Origin of the sequence: Streptomyces griseoviridis, assembly GCF_005222485.1 — a bacterium.
In the GTDB taxonomy this organism is placed as follows: domain Bacteria; phylum Actinomycetota; class Actinomycetes; order Streptomycetales; family Streptomycetaceae; genus Streptomyces; species Streptomyces hintoniae.
Window position 1 is genome coordinate 1,037,120 of record NZ_CP029078.1, and the last position, 26,544, is coordinate 1,063,663.

The 26,544-nt window shown below is 73.6% G+C and carries 17 protein-coding genes; 1 reads left to right on the forward strand and 16 read right to left on the reverse strand.

Translation table 11 applies throughout. The annotated features are described in order from the left end of the window. Nucleotides 1–105 precede the first annotated feature (105 nt). The 16 genes from DDJ31_RS04385 to DDJ31_RS38920 form a co-directional block, all read right to left on the reverse strand. Nucleotides 106–4,083: a non-ribosomal peptide synthetase gene (locus DDJ31_RS04385; protein WP_127181609.1), complete on the reverse strand. Its 3,978-nt coding sequence runs from the start codon at nt 4,081–4,083 to the stop codon at nt 106–108. Next, a complete protein-coding gene (locus tag DDJ31_RS04390) occupies nt 4,080–7,190 on the reverse strand; it encodes a non-ribosomal peptide synthetase (RefSeq protein WP_127181608.1) in 3,111 nt (1,036 codons plus the stop codon). Before DDJ31_RS04390 ends, DDJ31_RS04385 begins: the two co-directional genes overlap by 4 nt. A gap of 50 nt (nt 7,191–7,240) precedes the next feature. Next, complete coding sequence (locus DDJ31_RS04395; protein ID WP_127181607.1) at nt 7,241–8,467, reverse strand: cytochrome P450; 1,227 nt, start codon at nt 8,465–8,467, stop codon at nt 7,241–7,243. 23 nt (nt 8,468–8,490) lie between these two features. After that, nucleotides 8,491–9,294 (reverse strand): phytanoyl-CoA dioxygenase family protein, encoded by an 804-nt coding sequence (locus DDJ31_RS04400; RefSeq protein ID WP_127181606.1) that lies wholly within the window; start codon nt 9,292–9,294, stop codon nt 8,491–8,493. After that, the gene (locus tag DDJ31_RS04405; RefSeq protein WP_127181605.1) at nt 9,288–13,226 is read right to left on the reverse strand and encodes a non-ribosomal peptide synthetase; all 3,939 of its coding nucleotides are present in this window, start codon (nt 13,224–13,226) and stop codon (nt 9,288–9,290) included. Before DDJ31_RS04405 ends, DDJ31_RS04400 begins: the two co-directional genes overlap by 7 nt. Before the next feature lie 58 nt (nt 13,227–13,284). Further along, a complete protein-coding gene (locus tag DDJ31_RS04410; RefSeq protein WP_127181604.1) occupies nt 13,285–14,388 on the reverse strand; it encodes a zinc-binding dehydrogenase in 1,104 nt (367 codons plus the stop codon). Continuing rightward, nucleotides 14,385–15,185, reverse strand: a complete 801-nt coding sequence (locus DDJ31_RS04415) for a phytanoyl-CoA dioxygenase family protein (RefSeq protein WP_127181603.1) — start codon at nt 15,183–15,185, stop codon at nt 14,385–14,387. The genes DDJ31_RS04410 and DDJ31_RS04415 overlap by 4 nt, the downstream gene beginning before the upstream one ends. A gap of 178 nt (nt 15,186–15,363) precedes the next feature. Continuing rightward, a complete protein-coding gene (locus tag DDJ31_RS04420) occupies nt 15,364–16,578 on the reverse strand; it encodes a cytochrome P450 (RefSeq protein ID WP_127181602.1) in 1,215 nt (404 codons plus the stop codon). A 3-nt stretch (nt 16,579–16,581) separates the two neighbouring features. Next, nucleotides 16,582–17,892 carry an MFS transporter gene (locus tag DDJ31_RS04425; protein ID WP_164785045.1) on the reverse strand — a complete coding sequence of 437 codons (1,311 nt, stop codon included), beginning with the start codon at nt 17,890–17,892 and terminating at the stop codon, nt 16,582–16,584. A 195-nt stretch (nt 17,893–18,087) separates the two neighbouring features. Further along, nucleotides 18,088–18,876 (reverse strand): PhzF family phenazine biosynthesis protein, encoded by a 789-nt coding sequence (locus DDJ31_RS04430; RefSeq protein ID WP_206280727.1) that lies wholly within the window; start codon nt 18,874–18,876, stop codon nt 18,088–18,090. Further along, entirely contained in the window at nt 18,854–19,975 is a 1,122-nt protein-coding gene (locus DDJ31_RS04435; protein ID WP_127181599.1) for a fatty acid desaturase, read from the reverse strand. Before DDJ31_RS04435 ends, DDJ31_RS04430 begins: the two co-directional genes overlap by 23 nt. Beyond that, the gene (locus DDJ31_RS04440) at nt 19,968–20,675 is read right to left on the reverse strand and encodes a TenA family transcriptional regulator (RefSeq protein WP_127181598.1); all 708 of its coding nucleotides are present in this window, start codon (nt 20,673–20,675) and stop codon (nt 19,968–19,970) included. The genes DDJ31_RS04435 and DDJ31_RS04440 overlap by 8 nt, the downstream gene beginning before the upstream one ends. Then, nucleotides 20,672–21,553 (reverse strand): aspartyl/asparaginyl beta-hydroxylase domain-containing protein, encoded by an 882-nt coding sequence (locus DDJ31_RS04445; protein ID WP_127181597.1) that lies wholly within the window; start codon nt 21,551–21,553, stop codon nt 20,672–20,674. Before DDJ31_RS04445 ends, DDJ31_RS04440 begins: the two co-directional genes overlap by 4 nt. Continuing rightward, nucleotides 21,553–22,440 carry a chlorinating enzyme gene (locus DDJ31_RS04450; protein WP_127181596.1) on the reverse strand — a complete coding sequence of 296 codons (888 nt, stop codon included), beginning with the start codon at nt 22,438–22,440 and terminating at the stop codon, nt 21,553–21,555. The genes DDJ31_RS04445 and DDJ31_RS04450 overlap by 1 nt, the downstream gene beginning before the upstream one ends. After that, nucleotides 22,430–25,072, reverse strand: coding sequence for an amino acid adenylation domain-containing protein (locus DDJ31_RS04455; protein ID WP_127181595.1), 2,643 nt, complete (start codon nt 25,070–25,072; stop codon nt 22,430–22,432). Before DDJ31_RS04455 ends, DDJ31_RS04450 begins: the two co-directional genes overlap by 11 nt. A gap of 88 nt (nt 25,073–25,160) precedes the next feature. Continuing rightward, nucleotides 25,161–25,394 (reverse strand): MbtH family protein, encoded by a 234-nt coding sequence (locus tag DDJ31_RS38920; protein WP_240678285.1) that lies wholly within the window; start codon nt 25,392–25,394, stop codon nt 25,161–25,163. A 391-nt stretch (nt 25,395–25,785) separates the two neighbouring features. Here DDJ31_RS38920 and DDJ31_RS04465 point away from each other — a divergent pair, with 391 nt between their 5' ends. Continuing rightward, complete coding sequence (locus DDJ31_RS04465; RefSeq protein ID WP_127181593.1) at nt 25,786–26,430, forward strand: DUF2461 family protein; 645 nt, start codon at nt 25,786–25,788, stop codon at nt 26,428–26,430. Nucleotides 26,431–26,544: the final 114 nt, after the last annotated feature.

A 26,544-nucleotide genomic window follows, 5' to 3' on the forward strand; every position in this document is an offset into this window, starting at 1 on the left:
CAGGGGCTCCGGGCCGGTCGTCGTCTTCGGCGTCTTCGGCGTCCTCTGGGCCTTCGGCATCTCCGGCGGGGGCGGCGTCCACGTCGGTGTCCGCCGCGCCCCGGGTCAGATCTCGTCGAAGACGAGGCTCTCCTCCGTGATCCGGCGGAGCCGTCGCGCGAGGTCGGCCGCGTTGTCGCCGCGCAGCAGGGTGAGGTGGTTGCCGGGGATGACGTCGCGGACGAGGTCGGGGACGACGCCGCGCCAGGCCGTCTCGTCCTCGTCGGGGGTGGGGACGGCGGTGGCGACCGGGAGCGGTTCGGCGGCCCGCAGGAGGTGGACGCGGCCGTCCCACGGCTCGGGCCGGTGGGCCAGCAGCGCCCGCCGGTTGCGCTCGGTGACCTGGACGAGGTCCCCGCCGAGCGTGTCCAGGTCGACGCCCTCGGCGGCGCCGATGTCGAGGTCCTCGATGGCCCGGCGGACGCGTTCCCGCTCGCCGGGGGTGGCGCAACTGGCCGCCGGGGGCCAGCTGTCGAGCATGACCGTCGCGTCGACGGGGGCCGAGCGGCGTTCGGCCTCGCGGGCCATCTCCAGGGCGATGGAGCCGCCCATGGACCAGCCCACCAGGAAGAGGGGGCCGTGCCCGCGCACGGGTTCGAGTTCGTCGAGGTAGCGCAGGGCGAGTTCCTCGACGGTCCCGGCGCCGGGCGTGTCGGGGCCGGGTGCCTGGAGGGCGTGGACGGACAGCTCCCCGCCCAGGTGTTCGGCGAGTTCGCGGAAGGGCAGCGCGGAGCCGCTGGCGGCGTGCACGAAGACCAGGGTGGGCGCTCCGGCGCTGGGCGCGAGGGGCACCAGGCAGCGGGCGGCGCCGGAGCGCGGTCCGCGGACCCGGGCGGCGAGGTCCCTGACCGTGGGCGCGGCGAAGATCTCGGCGACGTCGAGTTCGACGCCGAACTCCGCGGTACAGGCGGAGATGAGCCGGAAGACCAGCAGGGAGTGGCCGCCGAGGGCGAAGAAGCCGTCGGTGACGGCGAGCCGTTCGACGCCGAGGACGCGCCGGAAGAGGGCGGCCATCCGCTCCTCGGTGTCGTCGGCGTAGCCGGGGGCGTCGTCGGTGGGTGCCTCGGGCAGGGCGCCGCGGGCGGTCCGGCCGGCGAGGAGGGCCGCGCGGTCGGGTTTGCCGTTGACGTTGGTGACGATGGTGTCGACGATCTCGATGGTGGTGGGGAGCATGTACCTGGGCAGCATGCGGGCCGCGTCCGCGGCGATCCGGTCGGGGTCGGGCCGTGCGCCGTCCTCGGCGACCACGAAGGCGGCCAGGTGCTGTTCGTCCGCCTCGGTGACGACGAGGACCACGCACCGTTCGACGCCGTCCTGTTCGGCGATGACGGCTTCGAGTTCGGCGGGTTCGATGCGCATGCCGCGGATCTTGACCTGGTCGCCGATCCGGCCGAGGTGTTCGAGGACGCCGTCGTCGCGGTAGCGGCACAGGTCGCCGCTGCGGTACATGCGGGAGCCGGGTGGTCCGAAGGGGTCGGGCAGGAAGCGTTCGGCGGTGAGCGCGGAGCGGTTGAAGTAGCCCTGGGCCAGGCCGACTTCGGCGGCGATGAAGGCTTCGCCCGGGACGCCGACGGGCACCGGGTCGAAGTGCTCGTCGAGGACGTGCAGCCGGAAGTTGTCGGAGGGGCGGCCCAGCGGGACGACCGGGTTGCCCGGGTCGCGGGGCACGATCATGTCGGTGACCCGGCCCGCCTCGGTGGGCCCGTAGCCGTTGACGAGTCGGGCGCCGAGGCGGGCGTGGCAGGCGTCCCGCAGCCGTGGGGTGACCGGTTCGCCGCCGGAGATCATCCAGCGCAGCGAGGTGCACTGGCCGTCGGTCAGCTCGTCGAGGAAGACCTGGAGCTGGGTCGGGATGACGTAGGCGGTGGTGACCTGGTATTCGTCGATCATCCGGGCGAGGTAGCGGACGTCCCAGTGTTCGCCGGGGCGGCAGACGGCAACGCGGGCGCCGGTGTAGAGGGGCCAGCACAGTTCCCAGAGGGAGACGTCGAACCCGTAGGAGGTCTTCAACAGGGCGGTGTCGCCCGGGTGGTAGGGGTAATTGCGCTGCATCCAGAGGATGTCGGCGATCGATCCGGCGGCGTCCGAGGCGACCGCCTTGGGGCGGCCGGTGGAGCCCGAGGTGTAGAGCAGGTGGGAGACCTGGTGCGGCACCGCCCGGTCGGGGTCGGTGGCGGGCCGGTCGGCCCAGGGCCGCGGGTCGTCGAGGGAGATCACCTCCCAGGGTCCCGCGGGCACCCGGTCGCGGGCGGTACCGGCGGTGAGGACGGTGGTCGGCCCGGTGTCCTGGAGCATGAACCGGATTCTGTCGGCGGGGAGTTCGGGGTCGAGCGGGACGTAGGTGCCGCCGGCCTTGGCCACCGCGTAGACGGCGACGACCATGGCGAAGCCGCGGTGCGTGCACAGGGCGACCCGGGTGCCGGGTCCGACGCCGCGGGCGGCGAGGTGGTGGGCCAACCGGTTGGCCCGCGCGTTGAGTTCGCCGTAGGTGAGGGTTCCCTCGTCGCCGATGAGGGCGGTGGCGTCGGGGCGCAACCGTACCTGTTCCTCGAACGGCTCGGCGAGGGACCGGTAGGGGTGGTCGGGGCGGGCGTAGGCGTTGAGGCCGTACAGGACGCGGTCGCGTTCGGCGTCGGTGATCAGCGGGTGGCTCGCCGTCTCGGCGTCGGGGTCGTCGAGGAGCCGGTCGAGCAGGTGGGTGTACATGGCGGCGAACCGGGTGACGGTGGCCTTGTCGAAGAGGTCGGCGGAGCACTCCATGAGCCCGCTGAGGCCGTCGGCGGTCTCGGTGAGGACGAGGGCCATGTCCCACTTGGCGGTGCCGTACTCGGCGAGGCCGCTGGGGTCGGTCCGGTAGCCGTCGGCGGCCGGTCCCTCGGCGGTCTGGAGCGAGAACTGGGCCTGGAAGACGGGGTCGACGCCGAGGTCGCGGGGCACGTCGAGGCGGGCCACGACGTCGTCGTAGGGGACGTACTGGTGGTCCTGTGCCTCCAGGACGGTCCGGTGGACGGCGCGGACGGCGGCGGCGAAGGTGGCCCGCTCGGGGAGTTCGGTGCGCAGCGCGACCGACTTCACGAAGCAGCCGAAGATGTCCTCGGTGAAGGGCTGGTCGCGGCCGGCGAAGACGCCCCCGACGACCAGGTCGCGCTGGCCGCCGAGGCGGGCGAGCAGGACGTGGTAGGCGGCGAGGGCGACGACGTACAGGGTGGTGTCGTGCTCGCGGGCCAGGCGGGCGGCGCGGGCCAGCGGGCCGGTGCCGATCCGGACCGGGACGCTGTGTCCGGCCCGGGTGGAGACCTTGGGCCTGGGCCGGTCGGCGGGCAGGGCGAGGACGGGCAGCGGTCCGGCGAGCTTCCCGGTCCAGTAGGCGAGGTCCTCCTCGGCGCGGCGCTCGTCGTGGTGGTCGTGCAGCCAGGCCGCGTAGTCGAGGAAGTCCGGCCCCCGCGGGTCGGGTTGGTCCTCGGGGGCGGGGGCGTCGAGCAGTCCGACGAACTCGTCGACGAGCCGGGTCCAGGACCAGTGGTCGGCGATGACGTGGTGGAAGCCGAGCACGAAGGCGGCCCGGCCGTGCGGCATCCGGATCACCGAGAACCGCCACAGGGGCGGCCGGTCGGGGCGCAGCACCTCGCGCGAGCAGGCGTTGGCGATGTCGGTGGCCCGCCGTTCGGCCTCGTCGTCCGGGTGCCCGGTGAGGTCGTACCAGGTCACGTCGGGGTCGTGGGTGCCGCAGTCCTCCTGGACGGGTTCGCCGTCGACCTCGGAGAGCCGCAGCCGCAGGGCGACGTGGCGCCGGACGAGGACGCGCAGGGCGGCCTTGAGGCGGTCCTCGTCGGGGGTCCGGTCGACGTGCACGAGGTCGAAGACGTTGTACTCGTTGCTGTCGGCGTAGAGCCGGGAGAAGAACCAGATGCGGCGCTGGGCCGGGGTGAGGGGGACCTTGGCGCCGGGCGGCACGCGCGGTATCCGGTCGGGCGCCGCGCCGGACGTCTCCCCTGCCAGCAGTTGCCGCAGCAGCCGGTCCCGGGCGGATTCGGTGGTGGTCATCGCGCCTGATCCCCCTTCAGTTCGGCGAGCAGGCCCGCCGCGTCGTCGTCGGACAGGGCGGCGGTCATCTCGCGCAGCAGGCGGTCCACGGTGGCGGCCATCTGGCTGATCGTCGGGCCGGCGAAGAAGTCGCGCACCGTGAACTTGATGTGGAAGGCGGCGTTGATCCGGTTGAGGATCTGTAGCGACTTGAGTGAATTGCCGCCCACGGAGAAGAAGTTGTCGTCGCGGCCGGGTTCCTCGACGCGCAGCACGGCGCGCCACAGCTCGGCGATCCGTTCTTCGAGGGCGGTCAGCGGGGGCTCGGAGGCGGTGCTCCTGGCCGCCCGGTCGCGGGCCGTGGGGGCGGGCAGGGCGCGCCGGTCGAGCTTGCCGGAGGAGCCAAGCGGCAGGGCGTCGAGGGCGACGTAGACGCCGGGCAGCATGTAGGCGGGCAGGTACTCCTCGGCGTGCGCGGCGAGGCGTTCGACGGCCGCGCGGTCGCCGACCACGTAGGCGACGAGTTCGGCGGCGCCCTCGTCGTCGGGCCGGGCGACGACGGCGCAGTCGGCGCCGCCGCGCGCGAGGACCGCCTCGACCTCGCCGGTCTCGACCCGGCAGCCGCGGATCTTGGTCTGTTCGTCGGCCCGGCCGCGGTAGCCGAGCACGCCGTCCTCGTCGAAGGCGGCGAGGTCGCCGGTCCGGTACAGCCGCTCCCCCGGGCGCACCGGGTAGGGGTGCGGCACGAAGCGTTCGGCGGTGGTGCCGGGGCGGCCGAGGTAGCCGCGGGCGAGTCCGCCGACGCCTGAGACGCAGAGTTCGCCGGTGACGCCTGGCGGGACGGGGCGCAGCGCCTCGTCGAGGACGAACAGCCGGTAGACGCCGATCTGGCGGCCGAGCGGCAGGTGTCCGGTGCCGTCGTGGGCCCGCCCCTCCCAGGCGGCGACCTCGGAGGTCTCGGTCTGCCCGTAGAGGTTGTGGCACTCGGCGTCGAAGTGGTCGGCGAACCGTTCGAGGAGCCGGGCGGGCACCGCCTCGCCGGAGAGCTGCACCCAGCGCAGGGAGGGGTGGCGGGCGGCGGGGGCGTGCCGCAGGTAGGCGTCCAGCATGGAGGGGACGAAGTGGGTGAAGACGGTGTTCTCGGCGGTGAGCAGCTCGGTGAGGTGGGTGACGTCGGACTCGGCGTCCGGGTCGGCGGGCAGCAGGGTGGCGCCCGCGGCGAGCGGTCCGAGGATCTCCCAGATCGCCACGTCGAAGATGAGGGGCGTCTTGTGGACGACGCGGTCGCCGGGGCCGAGCCGGTAGCGGCGGCCGAGCCACTCCAGGCGGACGGCGGCGGTGTGGTGGTCGAGCACGACGCCCTTGGGCCGCCCGGTCGACCCGGACGTGTAGTAGACGTACGCGGCGTGGTCCATGCGGACGGCGGGGACGTCGGGGGCGTCGGCGCCGCCCTCGGTGGGCACGGTGGTGAGCGGGACGCCGTGGGCGGCGAGCCGGTCCGTGAACCGTTCCTGGGTGACGATGGTGGTGAGCTTGGCGTCGCTCGCGATGAACTCCACCCGCCGGTCGGGCATCCGCGCGTCGAGCGGCACCATGGCGGCGCCGGTCTTCCAGATCGCGAGGAGGGCGACGATCAGGTCGACGGAGCGTTCGACGAGGACTCCGGCGGTGCGTTCGGGGCCGAGGCCCTGGGCGATCAGCCGGTGGGCGAGGAGGTTGGCGCGCCGGTCGAGCGCGCCGTAGCCGATCGAGCCGGTGGTGGACTCGACGGCGGTGAGGTCGGGCCTGGCGCGGGCCGTCTCCTCGAACGCGGCGTGCACGGGCCGCAGTTCGGGGTAGGTCTCGTAGCCGCTGTTGATCGCCGCGACGGTGGCGTCGAGCCGGTCGCCGGGGAGCATCGGCAGGGCGTGCAGGCGGCTGTCCGGGTGGCCGGCGGCGTGCGCGAGGAGGGTGGCGAAGGACTCGGCCCAGGACCGGGCGGCGCTCTCGGTGGCCTCGGCCCGGTCGTACTCGAGGACGGCGCTCCAGGCGTCGCCCGCGTGGGTGAGGCGCAGCGAGATCCCGGTGGCGGCGGCCGTGGTGCGCAGCGGCAGATGGCGGGTGCCCGCGGGGTCGGGCGCGGGAAGGGCGGGGGCGGGTCCCGGCGGCACGAACTCGGCCCGGAGGGCGGGGGCTGAGGGGTCGCGCCGGTCGGCGAGGATCGCGTCGAGCGGCGGACCCGAGCGGGCTCCGGCCTCCTCGACGGCGGTGTGGGCGGCGGCGAGGAGTTCGCCGAAGCGCGTCTCGCGGGCGACGGGGACCAGCAGGGGCACGGTGCGGGCGAGGTTCCCGACGGCCCCGGGGGCGGCGGGGCGCGCGGCGGGGACGGCGACGAGGGTGTGGTCCTCCTGGACGTACCGGTGCACGGTGGCCAGGTACGCGGTGAGCAGCACGGTGTCCGTGGAGGTCGCCGTGGCGCGCGCCAACTCCTCGACGGCGCGGCGCACTTCGGCGCGGACGGTGAAGGTGACGGCGGCGCGCGAGGCGGGCAGTGCGGTGCCGCGCGGGGCCTCGATGCCGAAGCGGGGCAGCGGCAGCGGGAGGTCGAGGCGGTCCCTCCAGTAGGCGCGCCGCTCCTCGTCCGTGACGGTGGCGGGCGGGGCGTCCTCGGGTCCTGGGGCGGGCGCCTCGGGCAGGTCGTGGCCCGCGCACAGGGTGCGGAACTCCTCCCAGAGCACGGTCATCGACGACTCGTCGCACCGGGCGCGCGGTGCGGCGAGGGCGAGCAGGACGGCGTCGGGTCCGAGCCGGATCAGGCAGCCGCGCAGCGGCGGTTGCGCGGTGAGGTCCCAGCGCGCCCCGGCGTGCGCCTCGGCGGTCCGCAGGGCGTCCTGTTCGGTGGCGGCGTCCGCGCGGTGGGCGCGCGGTGGGGGGACGCCGTCGGCGCGCAGCGCCGGGTGCCGTGCGGTGAGCGCGCGCAGCGCGGCGTCGACCCGGTCGGCGGGGACCGGTCCGGTGAGGCGGGCGGCGCGGGCGGCGGTGCCGTCCTCGGGGGCGGCGGGGCGCCAGTCGGGCAGGGTGCCGGGTTCCCGCCGCGGCGCGGCCTGGGACCCGTGGGTCTGACGGTGGTCGAGGTCCACGGACACCATGTACTCCAGCTCTGTCGGGGTCGGCGGGGCGTCGTGCCGGGTGGGCCGCGTCAGCGGCGGGTGAGCGCCAGCGGGACGGTGCGGTAGCCGCGGAAGAAGTTGGACTCCAGGCGCCGGGGCACGCCGGCGAGTTCGGCGTCGGCGATCTGCTCGGAGAGTGCCTGGACGATCGCGCCGACCTCGATCCGGGCGAGCGCGGCGGCGATGCAGTAGTGCGCGCCGTGCCCGAAGGTGAGGTGGCGGCTGCCCGCGCGGTCGAAGCGCAGTTCGTCGGGGTGGTCGAAGACGTCCTCGTCGCGGTTGGCGGAGCGCAGCCAGAGGGTGACGTACTCGCCCTCGCGCAGGGTGACGCCGCCGATCTCGGTGTCCGCGAGCAGGACCCGCATCACATGGCTGACCGGGGCCTCGAAGCGGAGCAGTTCCTCGGTGGCGCCGGCCACGCTCGTGCGTTTCTCGCGCAGGCCCTGCCAGGCCGCGCGGTGGGTGACCATGGTCAGCGCGGCGGCGCCCGAGGTGTGCCGGGTGGTCTCGTTGCCGCCGGCGATCAGGTCGTGGCAGTTCATGACGGCGATCTCGCGGTTCATCGGCTTGCCGTACATGGTGGCGTTGGCGAGCACGGTCGCGACGTCCTCGCCCGGGGTGCGGCGCTTCTCCCGGATGAGGTGGTCGCTGTAGGCGAACAGTTCGGCGTGGGCGGCGAGTTGGCTGGTGGAGGTGGCGTAGCCGGAGCCGCTGAACGCGGACCGGGTGAGCCGCAGCACGTGGTCGCGGTCGCTCGGGGGGACGCCGAGCAGGTCGCAGATGACGATGGCGGGCAGGGGGGCGGCGACCGCGTCGACGAAGTCCACCGGGCTGCCGTCGGCGGCCTCGGCGACCAGGGTGCGGGCGATGTCGAGGGTGCTGTCGGTCAGCTTGCGCATGAGGCGCGGGGTGAAGGCGGCGCCGAGGGCGCGCCGCATCTCGCCGTGCGCGGGGTCGTCGGTGACCAGCAGGGACATGCCGCCGGCCGCCGGGCCCGCGAGGGTGTCGGACTTCTTCTCGCCGAGGTGCATGCCCATCTCGGAGGAGAAGCGGTCGCCCTGCCGGTAGACCTCCTCGATGTGCCGGTAGCGGGTGACGGCCCAGTGGTCGCGCAGGCCGTGGGAGCGGACCGGTCTGCCGACGGCGCGCAGGGTGCGCCAGACGCGTTCGGGCTCCTCGCTCGCGTAGAGCTTCTCGTCGGTCAGGTCGACTTCCAGGGCCCGTTCGGGGAGGTCGAAGTCGCTGTCGTGCGCCATGGCCGGTGCCTTCCTCGCGGTGCTCAGCGCGCGGCGGGCGCGGAGAAGGGGCGGGAGAGGGGGCGCAGGGGGCGCGGGTCGCGGTTGGCGAGCCAGGCGGGGCGCGGCTGGGGTACTGGGCGCAGCGGGTTGTGGACGCTGTTGTAGCGGATGAAGATGATCGTGCGGGGGCGTCCGGAGAGGTTGGGCGGGGAGCAGTGCAGCAGGCGGCCGTCGAAGACGCAGACCGTGCCGGGCTTGCCGCGGACCGACTCGAGGCCGTAGGTGTCGGCGAGTTCGCCGAGCGCCTCGGGGCTGATCTTGTGGCGGAAGTCGGCGTTGAGGGTGTTCTCCCAGCCGCCGCGGACGGTCCTGGTCTCCCGGTCGAGGGAGAGCAGGTGGGAGCCGGGCATGACGAAGACCGGCCCGTTGAACTCGTCGACCTCGTCGAGGAAGACGGCGACGTTGAGGGCCCGCGGTTCGGCCATGCCGTCGTCACGCTCCCAGTAGAGGTAGTCCTGGTGCCAGTCCCAGACGTCACCGGCGAAGGGGGCCTTGGGGTTGAGCTGGGTCTGGTGGATGTAGACGTCGCCGTCGAGGAGGGTGCGCGCGGGTTCGAGGGTGCGCGGGTCGCGGGTGAAGCGTTCGAAGGCGTCGCTGTGCTGGTGGACGGCGTAGACGGAGCGCACCTGGGTGCCGTCGCTCTCCATGATGCGCTGCGGGATGTCCAGGTCGGCGAGCCTGCGGGCCTCGGAGAGCAGGAGGTCGGTCTCGGCCGCGTCGAACTGTCCGGGCAGCAGCAGGTAGCCGCGCTGCCGGTAGGTGTCCTCGTCCTGGGGGGTCAGCATGTCGGCCGCCTTTCGCCGGGGGCTCGGTGGGTGGGTCGGGGGTCGGGTTCCGGGTCGGCGAGGAGCCGGCCGGGGGTCTCGCCCGAGCGGGTGGGCGCCTGGTGCAGCAGGCGGGTCAGGAGCGCGGCGTAGCGGGCCGCGGTGGACTCGTCGTAGATGTCCAGGGGGAAGCTGAGGGAGCCTTCGAGGCCGGTGGGCGCGTCGTCGGGTCCGAACGTCTCGGCGATGTCGAAGCAGAGGTCGAACTTGGCGACGCCGGTGTCGACGTGCTGGAAGCGGGTGTCGAGGCCGGTGAGGGCGGGCGGCAGCGCGGGCCGCACCTGGAAGGCCAGCATGATCTGGACGAGCGGGGTGTGGGCCAGGGTCCTGGCGGGGCGCAGCACGTCGACGACCTGCTCGAAGGGGAGGTCCTGGTGGGCGAGGGCGGCGAGGTCGGTCTCCCTGGCCCGTTCGACGAGGGTGTCGAAGTCGGGGGCGCCGTCGGTGCGCACCCGCAGCACGACGGTGTTGGCGAAGAAGCCGACCAGGTCGTCGAGGGCGTGGTCGGTGCGGCCCGCGACGACCGCGCCGACGGCGATGTCGGGTCCGGCGCCGAGGTGGTCGAGGAGCGCGGTGACGGCCGCGTGGACCACGGTGAAGACGGTGGTGCGGCGGCTCCTGGCGAAGGCGGCGAGCCGGGCGTGGGCGTCGGCGGGCAGGGTGAGCGGGACGGCGCCGCCGGCGGCGGAGCGGATCTCGGGCCTGGGCCGGTCGGTGGGCGTCGCGGTCAGCTCCGGCAGGCCGGCGAGCGCCGAGGCCCAGTAGGCGGACTGGCGTTTGACGAGGGTGTGCGGGTCGCGGTCGGGGTCGAGCAGGTCGCGCTGCCAGAGCGCGTAGTCGGCGTACTGCACGGGGAGCGGGGGCGGCCCGCCGTCCGGATCCGGTTGCCCGGTACGGGAGTTGAAGGCGGCGGCCAGGTCGCGCCAGAAGGGGGCGACGGACGCGCCGTCGCACGCCACGTGGTGGACGACGACGAGCAGGACGTGGGTGTCCTCGGGCGCGTCGGTGATCCGCAGCAGCAGGGCGCGCAGCGGCGGGTCGGCGGCCAGGTCGAAGGGGCGTGCGGTCGACTCCCGCATCGCGGCGGGCAGTCGGGCCTCGGTGACGTCGGTGACGGGCAGCGCGGTCCTGGGCTGCCCGGGTGGGGCCACCCGCTGGCGGGGCTCGCCCTCGGCGGAGACGGTCAGCACGGTGCGCAGCGCCTCGTGGCGGGCGATCACGTCGTTCAGGGCGGCTTCGAGGACGGACGGGTCGAGGCGGCCGGTCAGCCGCAGCGCGAAGGGTTCGTTGTAGCGGGGGCTCGGGCCCTCCAACTGGTCGACCAGCCACAGGTTCTGCTGGGCGTGGGAGGCCCTCGGCTCGGCCGGGCGGGGCCGCGCGGGCCGCAGTTCGGGCCGTTCCTCACCGGCGGTGGTGAGCGCGTGGGCCCACTCGGCGACGGTGGGCCGCCCCAGGATGACGTCCACGCCCAGGGCGAGCCCGAGGCCGGTCCTGACCTGTGCGGCGAGTTCCGAGCCGAGCAGGGAGTTGCCGCCCAGCTCGAAGAAGTTGTCGTCGGTGCCGACCTGCCCGCACTGGAGGACCTGTTCGGCGATCCGGCACAGGGCGTGCTCGGTCGGGGTGGCCGGGGGTCTGCCGGGGGCGACGTGCGGGGCGGGCAGGCCAAGCCGGTCGAGCTTGCCGTTGGGGTTGACCGGCAGGGCGTCCAGCAGGGTGAAGGTGGCGGGGATCATCGGCGCGGGCACGGTGCGGGCGAGCAGCGCGCGGGTGGCGGCGACGACGTCCACGGCGCCGGGTGCGGGCACCAGGTAGGCGTCGAGCCGCTGCCGGCTGCCGGTGCCGGCGGCGATCACGGCGGCGTCCTGGACCTGCGGGGTCTGCCGGATCGCCGCCTCGACCTCGCCGAGTTCGACCCGCATGCCGCGGATCTTGAGCTGGTGGTCGGTGCGGCCGAGGAACTCCAGGCGGCTGTCGGCGCGGAGGCGGACGACGTCGCCGCTGCGGTACATGCGGCTGCCCGCGGCTCCGAACGGGTCGGGCAGGAACCGTCCGGCGGTCTGCGCGGGGCGCCGGTGGTAGCCGCGGGCCAGGCACCGGCCGGCGATGTACAGCTCGCCCGGCACCCCGGGCGGTACCGGGGCCAGGTCCTCGTCGAGGACGTACAGGCGGGTGTTCCACAGGGCCTCGCCGATGGGGGTGTTCTCGGGCCAGTCGGCGACGTCCGCGGGCATCAGGAGGGCGGTGGCCGCGTGGGTCTCGGTGGGGCCGTAGAGGTTGTAGAGGCGCCGGGGCACGGCCGCGTGGAACTCCTTGGCGGCGGCGCTGAGCACCAGGGGTTCGCCCCCTTGCGCGATCTGCCGCAGCTCGGGCAGCTCGACGCCCTGCGCAAGGGCGGCCCGGTAGATGGCCTCGATCATCACGGTGGGCGCGTACAGGTCGGTGATGCGGTGCTCGCGGAGCCAGTGCACGAACTCCGCGGGGTCGCGCCGCAGTTCCTCGGGCGGGACGACCAGGGTGCCGCCCGCGAGCAGGGTGCCGAGGAACTCCTGGACGGTCGGGTCGAAGCCGAGCGCCGCGAAGTGGGCGGTGACGTGGCCGGGCCCGGCGGGCAGATGGCGCATGTTCCAGGCGATGAGGTTGACGATCGCCGCCGTGCCCATCGAGATGCCCTTGGGCGTGCCGGTGGAGCCCGAGGTGTAGAGGAGGTAGACGGGGGTGTCGCCGGTGACTCCGGCGACCTGCGGCGCGGTGTCCGGCTGCCGGTCGATCAGCGGGTCGGTGTCGGTCTCGACGAGGGCGGCGGCCGGGATCTCCTCGGGCACCAGGTGCCGGGTCGCGGAGTCGGTGACGACGAGGGCGGGTGCGGCGTCGGCGAGCATGGTCCGCAGCCGCGTCTCGGGGAGCCCCGGGTCGGCCGGCATGTAGACGGCGCCCGCCTTCAGCACCGCGAGGAAGGTGATGACGAGCTGGTCGGAGCGGGGCAGCAGGACGGCGACGACCTGTTCGGGGCCCGCGCCGCGGGCGGCGAGCAGCCGGGCGAGCCGGTTGGCCCGCGCGTTCAGCTCCGCGTACGTCCAGACGGCCCGGTCGCAGCGGATCGCCGCGGTGTCCGGGGTGCGCGCGACCTGCTCCTCGAACCAGGCGCCGAAGGTGGTGTCGGGCACCTCCCGCGCGGTGTCGTTGACGGTGTGCAGCAGGTGGTGGCGCTGCTCCTCGTCGAGGATGTCGAGCCGGTGGACGGGCGCGTCGGGGTCGGCGAGGGCCGAGGCGAGGAGCCGGTCGAGGTTGCGCAGGAACCGGTCGGCGGTGGCGGGTTCGAAGATCCGGCGGGCGTGGTGGAGCCGGTCGGGTCCCGGGCCGCCGACGTCGAACCAGAGTTCGGCCTCCGGGTGCGGCGCGGCGCCGGTGGTGGAGACGCCCACCTGGAAGAGGGGCCTGCCGGGGGTGTGCCGGGCCCGGTTGACGGCGTCGCGCACCTCGTCGGCGGTGACGGCGGCGTGCCGCGCCGCCTCTTCCCGGCGCGCGGCCACCCGGGCGACCAGTACGCGGAAGGAGGGGCGGCCCGACACGTCGATCCGCAGGACGGCGGGGTGGCCGCCCGCGCCGGTCACCGCGAGCGGCAGGTCGGTGCCCGCGCCGAGCCGGTGGACGAGCGCGGCGACCGCGGCCTCGTGGACGGCGGCGACCGGCACCCCCGCGGCGGCCGCGAACGCGGCGGCGTCCGCCCTGCTGCGCGCCGGCGGCCGGTGCTCGGCGCGGTCCAGGACGCGGTCGGGGAGCGCGGGGCGCGGCCGGTCGGTGGGGAGGTCGTGCTGCTCCGCGAGACCGGCGAACACCGTGAGCCAGTGGTCGAGCGGGGCCGGGTCCGCGGGGGCGGTGCGGTTGCCGTTCATGGGCACTCTCCACGTGGTCGCAGGGTTTCGGACGGCCGGGGGTCCCGGTCGGCGGCGCTCAGCTGACCAGCACCGCCTTGAGGGCCGTGCCGTCCGCGACGTCCCGCAGCGCCGAGGCGCAGTCCCCCAGCGGGTAGGTGGTCACCAGCCGCCCCAGCTCGAAGCGGGCGCCCAGGTCGGGCAGGAGCGCCACGTAGCGGGCGAGGTGGGCGCCGGTGAACGCCCACGAGCCGACGACGTCGAGCTGCCGGTGGACGATCTGGTGCGGGTTGATCAGGGCGTCGCCGCTGTCGGTGTACTGGCCGACCACCAGGTACGAGCCGCCCCTGCGGGCGAGCCCGAGGCCCTGTCCGACGGCGGCGGGCACCCCGGTGCACTCGACGACCAGGTCGGCGCCGCGCCCGCCGGTGCGGTCGAGGACCTCGGCGAGCGCGCTCTCCTGGTCCGCCGCGCCGACGACGTCCACGTGGTCGGTGCCGATGCCGAGTTCGGCGGCGAGACGCAGCCGTCCGGCCGGGCCGCCGGCCACGATCACCCGTCGGGCGCCCGCGAGGTGGGCCATCGCTGCGGCGGCGAGCCCCACCGGGCCGCTGCCCTGGACGACGACGGTCTCGCCGAGCCGCACCGGCCTGCGTTCGAAGGCGTGCGCCATGGTGGGTCCCGCGCAGGCCAGCGACATGGCGGTGCGGGCGTCGACGCCGTCCGGGAGTCGGATCACCGTGGTGCCGGGGGCCAGTTCGATGTGCTCGGCCCAGGAGCCGGCCAGCGGTGCCGGCCCGGTGGCCGGGCGGTTGACGCCGTAGGTCCTGCGCCGCTCGCACAGGGTGGGCTCCAGGTGGGTCGCGCAGGGCACGCAGCTCCCGCACGCGATCGACGACGCCCACATCACCGTGTCGCCCACCGCGAGCGGGGTGCCCTGGCTGTCGAGGCGGACGCCGTCGGCGAGTTCGTGCACGGTGCCCAGTCCCTCGTGGCCGAGGACCAGCGGGAGCGGCACGTCCAGGTGCCCCTGCCCGAGGTGGAGGTCGGTGCCGCAGACGCCGCCGTAGCGGGAGGCGACGACCATGCCGCCGGGCGGGGCGGTGGGCAGCGGGAACTCTCTCAGCGCGAGGGGGGCGCCGAACCGTTCGAGCACGACGGCGCGGCTGGTCCGGTCGGTCATCGGATGAGGTCTCCGTCCGTGATGGGCTCGTCGTCGGCGCGCAGGGTCCGGGTGTCGCGGCCGACCAGGTAGTCGGGGCGGGCGGCCCCGGCCGGACTCGGCTGGTTGCGGACGTCGTTGTAGGTGGCGATCAGCAGCCTGCGGGGCTGCGGCGACATGTTGGTGGCGGAGCCGTGCACGATCTCCGGGTGGAAGAGGACCACCGAGCCGGCCGGTCCCTTGGCGCTCTCCATGCCGTGCCGGGCGACGAGTTCGCGCATCTCGTCGCGGCCGAGCGCGATCTCGTCGGGGTCGACGTGGCTCGCGCCGACGGCGCCGCGGGGTGTCCCGCCCGGGGCGCCGCGGCGGTGCGAGCCGGGCACGAAGATGACCGGGCCGTTGTGCTCGGTGGCGTCGTCCAGGAAGAGCGCGGCGTTGAGCAGCCGGGGTTCGGCGAGGTTGTCGGCGGCCCGCCAGGCGGCGAAGTCCTGGTGCCAGGACCAGCCGCCGCCGCTGAACGCGGGCTTGCTGTTGATCTTGAACTGGTACATGTACACGTCGGGGCAGAGGAGTTGGCGGACCGGGCCGAGCAGCCGAGGCGAGCGGATCAGCGCCGCGAACTCGGGCCGCCGCTGGTGCGAGGCGTAGACGGCCCGCAGCTCGCCGCCGTCCTCAAGGACCCGGTGCGGGCCCGGCTCCCGGGCGTCCCGGGTGAAGGCCGCCCGGAGCGACTCCACCTCCTCGGCGTCGAACAGGGCGCGCAGGACGACGAATCCCCTTTCCTGATACGCGTTCACCTGACCAGGGGTCAGCCTCATTTCACCCTCCGTCCGACGGAAAACACCATGGCCTTCCGGGTATTCATCGGCTCTCCTCCGGAATTCGGCGTCGAAACGACATTACGTGGAACGGTCAAAAGGAAGCGCCACACTTGAACACGGAGGACAGCCGCACTTGAACACGCGCGGGAAAGGGGATCCGAGGCGGACGGTTCCGTCAGCGCGAGGTGACGGTGATCGGCAGCCGGTCGAGGCCGCCGGTGATGTACGACGGGATGCGCCGGGGCTCGCCGGCGAGCGCGATCTCGATCCGCTCGTCGACCAGTTCGTCAAGGAGCGCGGCGATCATCAGCCGGGCGAGCGGCGCCCCGATGCAGAAGTGGCCGCCGCCGCCGAAGCTGGCGTGCCGGTTGGGACGGCGGTCGAGCCGGAACTCCTCCGGCCGCTCGAAGACGCTCTCGTCCCGGTTCAGCGACGGGAGCCAGACGCTGACCGCCTGGCCCGCGCCGATCGGCACCCCGGCGACCTCGGTGTCGGCGAGCGCGGTGCGCATGATGTGGTTCACCGGCGCCGACCAGCGCAGCATCTCCTCCACCGCGTGCTTCCTGCTGATCTCGCCCCGGCGCAGCGCGGCGGCCTGCTCGGGGGCGTCCAGCAGGGCGAGCAGCCCGGCGCCGGTGACCTGCCGGGTCGTCTCGCCCGCCGCGACCACCAGGTTGTCGCAGGTGAGGATGATCTCCTCGTCGCTGATGTCCAGTCCCTCCGCCTGGGCCAGGACGAACGCGGAGACCACGTCGTCACCCGGCCGTCGGCGGCGGTCCTCCAGGACCTCGGCGTAGTACTGGAGGACCTCCAGATGGGCCTGTTGGGCGGTGCTGCCGTCGATGTCCACGATGTTGTCGGCGGCCGTGCCGGTCCAGGCGGCCACCCGGTCCACGTCCTCGGGCGCCACCCCGAGGAGTGCGGCGGTCACCGCCAGCGGGTAGCGGGCCGCCACGTCGTCGACGAAGTCGCGCGGGCCCGCGTCGGTGACCTCGGCCATCAGCCGGTGGGCGACCTCGCCCGCCCTGGCCTCGAAGGAGCGGGCGGCGCGCGGGCTGAAGAGACGGCTGAGCACCCCGCGCAGCACACCGTGGCGCGGCGGGTCGGTGAGCGTCATCATCCGGCCGCCGCCGGGGAACGGGTCGGAGAGGTTGGGGCGCAGGAAGGTGCCGCGGGTCGAGCTGAAGCGGCTGGAGTCGGTGAGGACGTCGAGCCCCTCGGGGTAGGTCGTCACCGCCCAGAAGCCCTCGTGGCCGGGCTCGTCGTGCCAGGAGACCGGGGCCTCGCGGCGCAGCCTGGCCCAGACGGCGTGCGGGTCGCCGTGCGCGTACAGGGCGGGGTCCGTCAGCGCGAGGCCGGGATCGGCCGGCGCGTACCGCTCAACCACCACGGGTCACTCCTTCGTCGGGACGGTGTCCATGGCGCCCGGCCGGGGCCACTCGGCCTCGTCGGGCAGGTCGCGGACCCGTCGCAGGGGGGACCTGAACAGGAACAGCACGCTCAGGAAGCCGCCGACGACCGCGATCCAGAGGGTGGGGCGGACCCCGAGAAGGGTGCCGAGGGCTCCGGCGACCAGCGCGCCGACCGGGCGGACGCCGTAGCTGATGGCCATCTGCGCGCCCTGCATCCGGGACCTGAGCCGGTCGGGGGTGATGGCCTGCTGGAGGGTGGCGCCGCTGATGTCGAAGAGCATCAGGCCGAAGGCGGAGACGAACTCGCCCGCCACCAGCATGGCGACGACCAGCCACTGCGGGCCGTGCGCGAGCGGGGTCATGACCAGCGCGGCGGGGAAGACCAGACAGCCGACGAGGTACGTGGGGCCGAGCCCGACGCGCCGGGAGAACCGCGTGGTGACGGCGGAGCCGATCAGCGCGCCGACCGCGCCGACGCTCACCACCGCGCCGACCAGACCGGCCGAGAGGCCGAGGTCGCGGGCGGCGAAGAGGATGAGCAGCGTCGAGTAGACGGTGTAGAAGAAGTTCAGGGCGGTGCCGGAGACGAACTTGGCGCGCAGCACGGCCGTGGCGACGAGGAAGCGCAGCGCCTCCCTGATGCCGTCCCGCGGCTTGCCCGCGTCCTCCTGCGTCGCCTCCGCCTTCTCCTGCCCCTGCTCCCCCTCGTCCTTCCCGGTGGCCTCCCGGTCCGGGATGGCCCGCAGCAGCACGGTGGCGACGAGGAACGAGAAGACGTCGAGGACCAGGGCGAAGGGCGCGGAGAGGATCTGCACGACGGCGCCGCCGACGCTGGGTCCGGCGACGAAGGAGAAGGAGTAGCTGGCCCTGCTCAGCGAGGTGGCGCTCAGGTACTGCTCGCGCGGGACCAGGGAGGCGAAGAGGCCGGGCACGGCGACGCTGAACACCACCGCGAGGGTGCCCGTCACGAAGGAGACGGCGTACAGGTGCGGCAGCGTCAGCGAGCCGGTGAAGTGGGCGAGGGGGACGGTGGCCACGGTCGCCGCGCTGGCGAGGTTGGCCGCGATCATCGTGGATCTGCGCCGGCCGCGCCGGTCGACCCAGGCGCCCGCGTGCAGCGAGAACAGCAGCAGCGGCAGTTGTTGCAGGGTCACCAGCAGACCCATGTCGGCCGCGGAGGCGTCGAGCGTCATCACCGCGATCAGCGGCAGGACGATGGACGTGACCTGGTCCCCCATGTAGGAGACGGTCTGCGCGGTCCAGAAATTACGGAAATCCCGCTGGCGCAGCACGGCGGGAATTCTGTCCGTCAGGCGGGGCGGCGCGACCACATTCAACGTCTGAATCCGTCCTGGGTTCCGTTGGCTTTCCTTCGACATTCCGGCGGCATTCCGTCAGGGTCCGTCGGTGTATTCGGGCGGTGTTCCGGCGGTGGCCGCCGGGGAACGGCGGCCGGAGGCCGGCGGCCGGACGCTCCCCGGCGGGGTTCACGGCAGGTCGTCCAGGCGGCCCCGCACCACGGCGGGCCCCGCCACCAGGACCCGGTCACCGGCGAGGGTCACCGACAGGCGCCCGCCGCGCTCGGAGAGCTGGAGGGCGGACATCGTCTCCCTGCCCGTCCGCTCCGCCCAGTACGGCGCCAGTTTGCAGTGCGCGGAGACGCAGACCTGGTCCTCGTCGACCCCGAGGGCGGGGAAGAAGGTGCGGGAGACGAAGTCCGCGCCGCCGCCCCTGGCGGTCACCACGTGCCCGCGGCAGTCGATCGCCGCGAGCGCCTCGAAGTCGGGCTTGAGGGAGGCGACGTCGTCCACCGACCCGACCTCGACGAGGATGTCGTCCTCGGCGCGCTCGCACGCCGTGACCTCCACCCCGAGCGCCTTCTCGAGGCCGGGCGGCGGGGTGATGGGCACGGTGCGCATCACCGGCAGGTCGATGGCGAACCCGCCGTCCACCCGGTGGGTGTACAGCTCGCCCGCGCCGGTCTCGAAGACCAGCGGGAGCGCGTCGTCGACCCCGCCCGCCTCGTGCAGGTAGCAGGCGCTCGCCACGGTGGCGTGACCGCAGATGTTGAGTTCCTTGCCGGGGGTGAACCAGCGCACCCGGTAGCGGTCCTCGGTCAGCCGGTGCAGGAAGGCGAGGGTGGGCAGCCCCGCCGCGCGGGCGGCGCCCTGCATCCGGTCGGCCGGTGGCAGGCCGTCGGGGCAGAGCACGACACCGGCCGGGTTGCCCCGGAACTCGGCGTCCGCGAAGGCGTCAACCAACCAGATCTCCGTCACGGGGCACCTCGCTCATGGTCCGGAACATGCGGTCCACCGCCTGGAACATGCCCCACACCTCGGTGTACGGGGGCCCGTGGTCGCCGCTGTCGATGTCGCGCTGGCGCGCGTAGGCCGCGGTGGTCCACGCGTCGGTGGTCGGATAGCGGTGGTGGTAGTCGTGGTTGGGCAGGTCGCCCACCACGACCAGGCACCTGCTGGGCAGGTGGTAGAAGACCGTGCCGAGGAGCCAGCCGGCCCAGGCCGCCGCGGCCCGCCCGGCGGGCAGGCCCCGCTCGGGCACGGGGGCGCCGCAGAACCGGGCCGAGGTGGCGGGCACCGTGTAGAAGCGGTTGTCCTGGTCGGGGTCGGCGGGGGTCAGCCAGGCGTGTTCGCCGAGCCGGTCGAGGAGCGCGCTGAGCTGGGAGAGGAAGATCACCGGCAGCACGAAGGCGAGCAGCAGCGTCGAGGTGCCGTGCGGCAGCCAGAACGGCAGCGAGAGCCAGAACCCGGCCCAGAGCGCGAAGCCCGCCCGCCGCCAGGTGCCGGTGGTCAGGTTGGAGCGCAGCCGCCCGCCGACGGTGACGGCGTAGAAGCGCGGCGAGAGGAACACCGCGAACGCCCTGCGCCACAGCCGGCCGCGGCTCATCGACGGCAGGAACCCGAAGTGGAAGAGGAACTGCACCGGCGGGTCCTGCTCGGTGGCGAAGATCGACCGCCGGTGGTGGTTGTCGAAGTGCTCCTCCTTGAACTCCTGGAAGGTGTTGTAGATGTTGAGGACCGTGACCAGTTCGCCGAAGAATCTGTCGAGCGAGCGGTTCCCGGAGAACTTGCGGTGCAGCGCCTGGTGCGCGATGACGAGGATCATCGTGCGGGCGCCCTGGAGGGTCAGGACCCATCCGGCCACCAGGGCCAGGCCCCACAGCGGGAACCTGGCCGACACGGCCGTCGCGGAGAGGGCGAGCCCGCCGAGGAACGTCACCAGCGTCACCGCGGTGTAGCTCGCCCAGGTGTGCCGGATGAGGGGTTCCTGGTGGGGCAGCGCCCGCCCGGTGGCCCAGGTCCAGAAGTGCTGGGTCCACCCGGGGAAGCGCAGGTAGGAGGCGCGGACGTCACTCATCGCGGCGCCGGTCCGAGGGGGCGGCCACGCCGGTCTCCACGCTGAGCCGGTCGAAGAAGGCGGTCCAGCGGTCCCACATCTCCTCGGCCGCCTTCAGCACCGTCGTCTCGTCCTGCGGGGAGAACCCGTCGAGCAGGGCGTGGTTGGCCTCCTCCACGTGGTCGGGCTCCTGGGCGACGTGGATGTCGACCCACGCGTTGCGGGTGGTGCCGGACTCGCGGGTGACGGCCTCGCCGATGCTGGAGACCATCAGCAGGTCGGTCACCTCGGTCGCGTAGATGCCGCCGAGGGCGGCGAACCGCTCACCGGAGAGCCGTTCGTAGCAGGCCACCAGGTCGGCGGTCTCCGGGAAGGGCGCGGACCCGGTGACCTTCTGCCGGTCGTAGCCCGCCTTCTCCATGCTCCGGGCGTAGATCACCTCGTGGGCGCCGCGCGCCGATCCGGCCCCGGCCTCCTGGCTGAGGATGCGGGTGATGGCGCTCTTGGACTCGATGTCGGGCAGCACCGCGATGCAGCGGGCCAGGAAGGTGGTGAAGTAGTGCAGCGGATGCCACCACTGGCCGAGGTAGGTCTCCACCTGGTCGTGGTCGAGGGCCCTGGAGTGGACCTGCTTGAAGAAGTCGTGCCCGGCGAAGCGGGCGTGCACCTCGTTGCCCGCCAGCCGGCCGGCCAGGGAGGTGGCGGTGCTCTCGGTCGTCATGATGTTCCTCCGTCGGTGGTCTGCGCGGAACGTTCCATCAGGAAGAACCGCAGCTCCTCCTGGATCTTCGTGCGCACCGCCTGGTCGGGGCAGCGGCGGCCGATCTCCGTCAGGGTCCGCCAGACGAAGTCCTCACCGCCGTCCCTGCGGTAGTGCTTCTTGATGACCAGGCCGAGGACGTCGCGGTAGTTCTCCAGGTCCACGACGTCGGCCAGCCGGTACAGGGCTTCGAGTTCGGCGTCGGTGAGCGAGGGCCGCTTGCTGATCCGGTCCTCGGGTATCCCGCCCGACAGCTCCAGCGGGAACCTGACGACGTCGGCCGCGTCGGCGGCGTCGGTGAAGTCGAGGATCAGATGGGTGCGGCTGCGGGTGGTCAGGGCGGCGGCGCCGTGCACCTTCGACGCGTCGAAGAACCAGACGTCGCCGACCGCCATCCGGTACACCACGTTGTCCTCGGTGAAGAGGGCGCCCTCGTTGGTCTCCAGCGGGATGTGCATGCGGTGGGCGTTGCGCGCCTCCTGCGGGATGTCCTCAAGCTCCAGCAGGTCGCGGTGCGGGACGGTGACGCTGTTGGTCATCTCCGCGATGCGCGCGAAGTTGAGGTTCTCCAGGTGGAAGTTGCGCTCCACCACCTGCCGCAGGTACGGCAGTTGCTCGCCGAAGGCGGTGACGGACGACTTCCGCGCGTGGTCGTAGTTGGTGATCAGCCCGTCGCCGCCCTCACCCCCGGAGGCGAACAGCATCAGGCTCTTCCACAGCCCGCCGCAGAGGTAGTCGCTGTACGCCTCGGAGAAGCGGAAGCCGGCCGCGCGGGCGAGGTCCTCGGCGACCGCGGCGGGGTCGATGTCGACCCGCCCGGCCAGTTGGGTGTCGGCCATCAGGCGCTCCTCGGGCGGGTGATGAAGGGTTCGTCCCACGCGTTGGTGGTCCGCATGGTGTTGAGGCCGTCGTCGTCCTGCCCGGCCAGCAGCACGCAGCCGTGCCGGGCCAGGTCGAAGTGGTGGCCGAACTCGTGGAACCCGGTCATGCCGCCGTAGACCCGGACCGAGGGCGGGACGACCCGGACCGAGAAGCCCATCCGCTGCCTGCGGCTGGTGTTGGGGTGCGAGCCGTGGATGGTGCGGGCGGTGAAGAGCACCACCTCGCCCGGGGCCATCTCGTGGTGGACGACGTCCTCCTGGTCGGGGTCCCAGTCCTTGTCGAGCCGGAGTTCGCCGTAGTCGTAGCCGAAGAACGTGTTGTCCTTGCCGGTCCCGTTCCAGGAGATCGGCCGGGTCTCGTCGTAGCGCCAGCGGCGGTGGCTGCCCGGGATCATCTTCAGGCAGCCGTTCTCCTTGGTCGCCTCGGTGAAGGCCACCCAGGCGGTCAGCTCCATCGGGACGCCCTCGGTGCGCTCGCCCGGTTCGAGCATCCCCTTCTCGGCCTCACCGATCGCGTACGTCTCGACCTGGTGCCAGCCGGTACCGGAGTCGCCGGGGTTCTTCGGGAAGAACTCGGTGCGCCAGCACAGCACATCGGGTCCGATGACGCTCTGCATGCGTTCCACGATGGCGGGTTCGCTGATCAGGGTGCGCAGCCCGGGGACGTCCAGGTGCCGGTCGTAGTTGACCGGGTTGTCGAAGACGGCCCGGCTCTTGTGCGCGGGGTCCAGGAGGTAGGCCCGCTGCTCCTTCCACCAGGCCGTCATGACGTCCGGGTCCCAGAGCTTGAAGGGCCCCATGAACCCTTTCTCGTCGAACTGGCGGCGCTCGGCCTCAAGATCCATCGCTGTCGTTCCCCTTCCCGATGTCGTCCAGAACCCCGTCGACCGCCCCGGCGAGCACCGTGACGTGCGGGGAGGTGAGGATGCCGGTGTGGTCGCCCGGCACCTCGTGCACGCGCACGGCCCCGCCGACGACCTCGCGCAGCCCGGCCCGCAGCAGGGCGCGGGTCTCGGCACCGGTCGCGCCGGCCTGGAACAGGTCCACGTCGCCCGGGTACGGGCGGGCGGTGTGCGCGGCCAGGGCGCCCATGCTCTGCCGGGCCATCGCCAGACTGCGCCGCAGGTGCCCGGCCTTGACGCCGACGGCGGGCGCCCCGCCCATCAGCCCCACCCAGTCCCGGTCGGCGGCGAGTTCCGCGACGTCGAGCGACTCCTCGCCGTCCGCGGCCCGCCGGTCGACCTCGTCCAGGACCTGCCCGAGCAGCGCCCGGTAGGGCGTCTCGGCGGGCGCGACCCCGCTCAGCGGGTCGAGGACCGGGTTGGCGTCGATCAGCCCGAGGAAGGCCACCTCCTGCCCCGACTCCCGCAGCAGGGTGGCCACTTCGAGGGCGAGCACCCCGCCGAAGGACCAACCGGCCAGCAGATAGGGCCCGTCGGGCTGCACCGCCCGGATCTGCTCGTGGTGGGCGCGCGCCATGTCCGCGAGGGAGGGTTCGCGGCCCGCCTCGGCCGGACCCGCCGCCCAGCGCACCCCGAGCACCCGCACCGGCGACTCCATGCGCCGCGCCAGCTCCCGGTAGGTGAGCAGTTCACCGCCGAGCGGATGGAAGAGGTAGAGCACGTTCCCGGCCGATCCGGGTCTGAGCGTGATGAGTTCGGACGGCGGCCGGTCCGCGGGCGGGGCCGCGGGACCGGCGGCGAGGAACGCGGCCAGCTCGTCGACGGTGGTGTTGCGCAGGATCACCGAGAGTTCGACCTCACGGCCCGCGAGCCGGCTCAGCTCGGTGACCACCCAGGCCGCGAGCAGCGAGTCACCGCCGACGTCGAAGAAGTCCTCGTCGCGCTCGAACTCGTCGTGTCCGAGCACCCGTTGCCAGACGGCACTCACCTCGGCGGCGAGCGTCTCGGCGTCCCCCGCGGTCCGCTTCCGGTCGCCCGGCTCGGGCAGCGGCACCTCGGCGAGCCTCCTGCGGTCGGCCTTCCCGGTGGAGCTGAGCGGCAGGGCGTCGATGAAGGCGAACCTGGCCGGCACCATGTAGGCGGGCAGCGACGCGCGCAGCGCCGCGGAGAGCACCGAGACCGACGGCGGCGCCCCCTCCTCCGCCACCACGTAGGCGACCAGCGCCCGCACCCCGTCGGCCAGGGTGCGCACCCCGACCGCCGCCTCCCGCACCCCGGGGCAGCGGGACAGCGCCAGCTCCACCTCGGCGGGTTCGACACGGTAGCCGCGGACCTTGAGCTGGTCGTCGGTGCGGCCCAGGAAGTGCAGCAGCCCGTCGGCGTCCCGCCGGGCGAGGTCCCCGGTGCGGTACATCCGGGCGCCCGGCTCGTCGGCGAACGGGTCGGGGAGGAAGCGGTCGGCGGTCGGGGCGGGCGCGCCCAGATAGCCGCGGGCCAGTGCCGCGCCCCTGACGTGGATCTCGCCGGGCTCCCCGGCCGCGACCGGGGTGAGGCCGGGGCCGAGCAGCAGGACGTCGGCTCCGTCGACGCTCCGCCCGATCGGCGGGGTGCGCGGCCAGCCGCCCCGGTCGTCGCCCAGGGTCAGGCTGCTGACCAGGTGGGTCTCGGTCGGGCCGTAGTGGTTGTCGAGACGGCAGCCGGGCAGCGCGCCGAAGAACTCGGCGACCGCGTCGGTGATCACCAGTTGCTCCCCGGCGGTCACCACGTGCCGCAGCGAGCGGGGGAACCGGCCGGTGCGCCGCGCGGCCAGGGCCAGTTGGCCCAGCGCCACGTACGGCAGGAAGACCCGCTCGACGCCCTCCTTCTCCAGGACGGCGAGCAGCTGCTCGGGGTCGCGCCTGGCCTCCTCGGAGACCAGGCAGAGGCGTCCGCCGGTCGCGAGGGTGCCCAGGATCTCCTGGAAGGTGACGTCGAAGCCGGGCGAGGTGAAGCTCACCGTCGTCAGGCCGCCAGGGCCGTCCGCCGCCTGCCAGCGGATCAGCCGGCTCAGCCCGCGGTGCGTCATCGCCACGCCCTTGGGGCGGCCGGTGGAGCCCGAAGTGCTCATCACGTAGGCCAGGTTGTCCGGGTGCGGGGCGACCGGCCCCGCGCCGTCGGCGGTCGCCGGTGCGGCGTCGCCGGGGTGGGCGACCCGGCCGACCAGGTCGCTCACCCGCCGGGGCGTCTCCCGGTCGGTCAGCAGCACCCGGGCACCCAGGTCCGTGACGATCGCGGCGACCCGCTCGTCCGGGCAGGTGTCGTCGATCGGCGCGTAGACGCCGCCCGCCGCCAGGACCGCCAGCATCGTGACGACCAGGTCGGGCGAGCGCTCCAGCCGGACGGCCACCGGGACCTCGGGGCCCACGCCCCACTCCCGCAGCGCCCCGGCCAGGCGCTCCCAGCGTTCGAGGAGTTCCCGGTAGGTCACCTGGGCACCGGCGCCGTCGGTCAGGGCGACCGCGTCCGGCCGGGCGAGCGCCCGCTCCCGCACCTGTCGGTGCACGAGCGCGCCGGGTTCCCACCCGGGGCTTGGCATGTGCGAAGAACGTGTCTGTCCCATACGGAGAACTCCGACCGCTGTCGTCGATTCGATGCCGGAAAAGGCGACCGAGAGAGGAAGGGAATCAAGAATTCTTGTTCTGGGCGGCGGCCATGGCGGCCCGCAGGCTCGCCGGACGCATGTCGGTCCACAACTCCTCGATACGGCCGAGGCAGTTCTCCTTGATGTCGGGACCTTCCACCGTCTCCCACCCCGAGGGCACCGGCTTGTCGCTGCGCCAGATCGAATACTGCTCCTCGTGGTTGCGGACGACGAAATAGAGGTCGCCCTGCCTCTCGCGGGACACGTCCTCGCTCACGGTTCCTCCAGTGGATCGGCTCCTGCGAACGGGTAGCGGGCCGTACTCGGGCACGCCGTGAAGGCGCGGGCCGGCGCCCTCGGCATGCGAGTGGAACAACGAAAACCCGGGTCCGTGGGGCAGGAACTCCCGAACCGGGCCACGCCGCATCGACCGGGTCCATCGAACAATCGGGGTCCCGCTCAAGTAAAGGCGACGTTCAACCGAGGGATGTTCCCGGTTGAACGGCCGGGCGGCGGCCCGCGCGACGCGACGATAAAGGGTCAACCAGACACACGAAAAACATCGGGCCCCGATTTCCGGGCCGGAGAAATCCCGCACCCCGCGTGCGGGCGGGACGCGCGCGGGCGCCACCGGCCGGCCGCGGCGGCGCCGCCGCTAGGATCACCGGATGGGCGGAGTCTTCAACGGGTGGACGGAGCAGGCGTTCGAGGTGCTGCTGCGGCTGGAGGGCGACCCCCCGCCCCGACTCCGTGAGAGTCTGCGCCGGGACCGGGAGGTCCACGTCAGGCAGCCCATGATCGCCCTGCTGAACGACGTGGCCGACGCCGTCCCCGCCCTCGACGACTTCTCCGTCTGGGGTTTCCGCAAGGAGATCTGGTGGTGGCAGCACCAGAGCGCGGTGATCCGGATCGCCCGCCAGGTCGAGATCGGGCTGCGCTTCGATCTCGACGGCCTCCACCTCAAGGCCGGTTGGCACTACCCGGACCCCGGCCAGGTCCCGCGCTACCGGGCCGCCGTCGCCGCCCTGACCAGCGGCACCGACCTCGCGGAACTGGTCGCCCGGCTCGCCGCTGACGGCTACGAGATCACCGGCGACCTCATGAGAAGGGTGCCGCGCGGGACGCCCGCCGACCATCCGCGCGCCGAACTGCTGCGGCACCGCTCGCTGCTGGCGGCCCGGCCGCTCGTCACCGACACCGCCGCGCTCACCCCGTCCGCCGTCGACCGGGTGACCGCGGCGGCGCGCGAGCTGGCGCCCTTCCTGTCCTGGCTCGCCCACCATGTGGCGGCGACACCTCGCCGCCCGATCTGAGAATTCGGACCGGGCGCGGACGGCCTCCGCCGGAAGGCGGGAGCGACGGACGACGGCCCCCGGCGGCGCACGGCACCCGTCCGCCGGGACCCGCGACACGCGCCCCCCGCACCC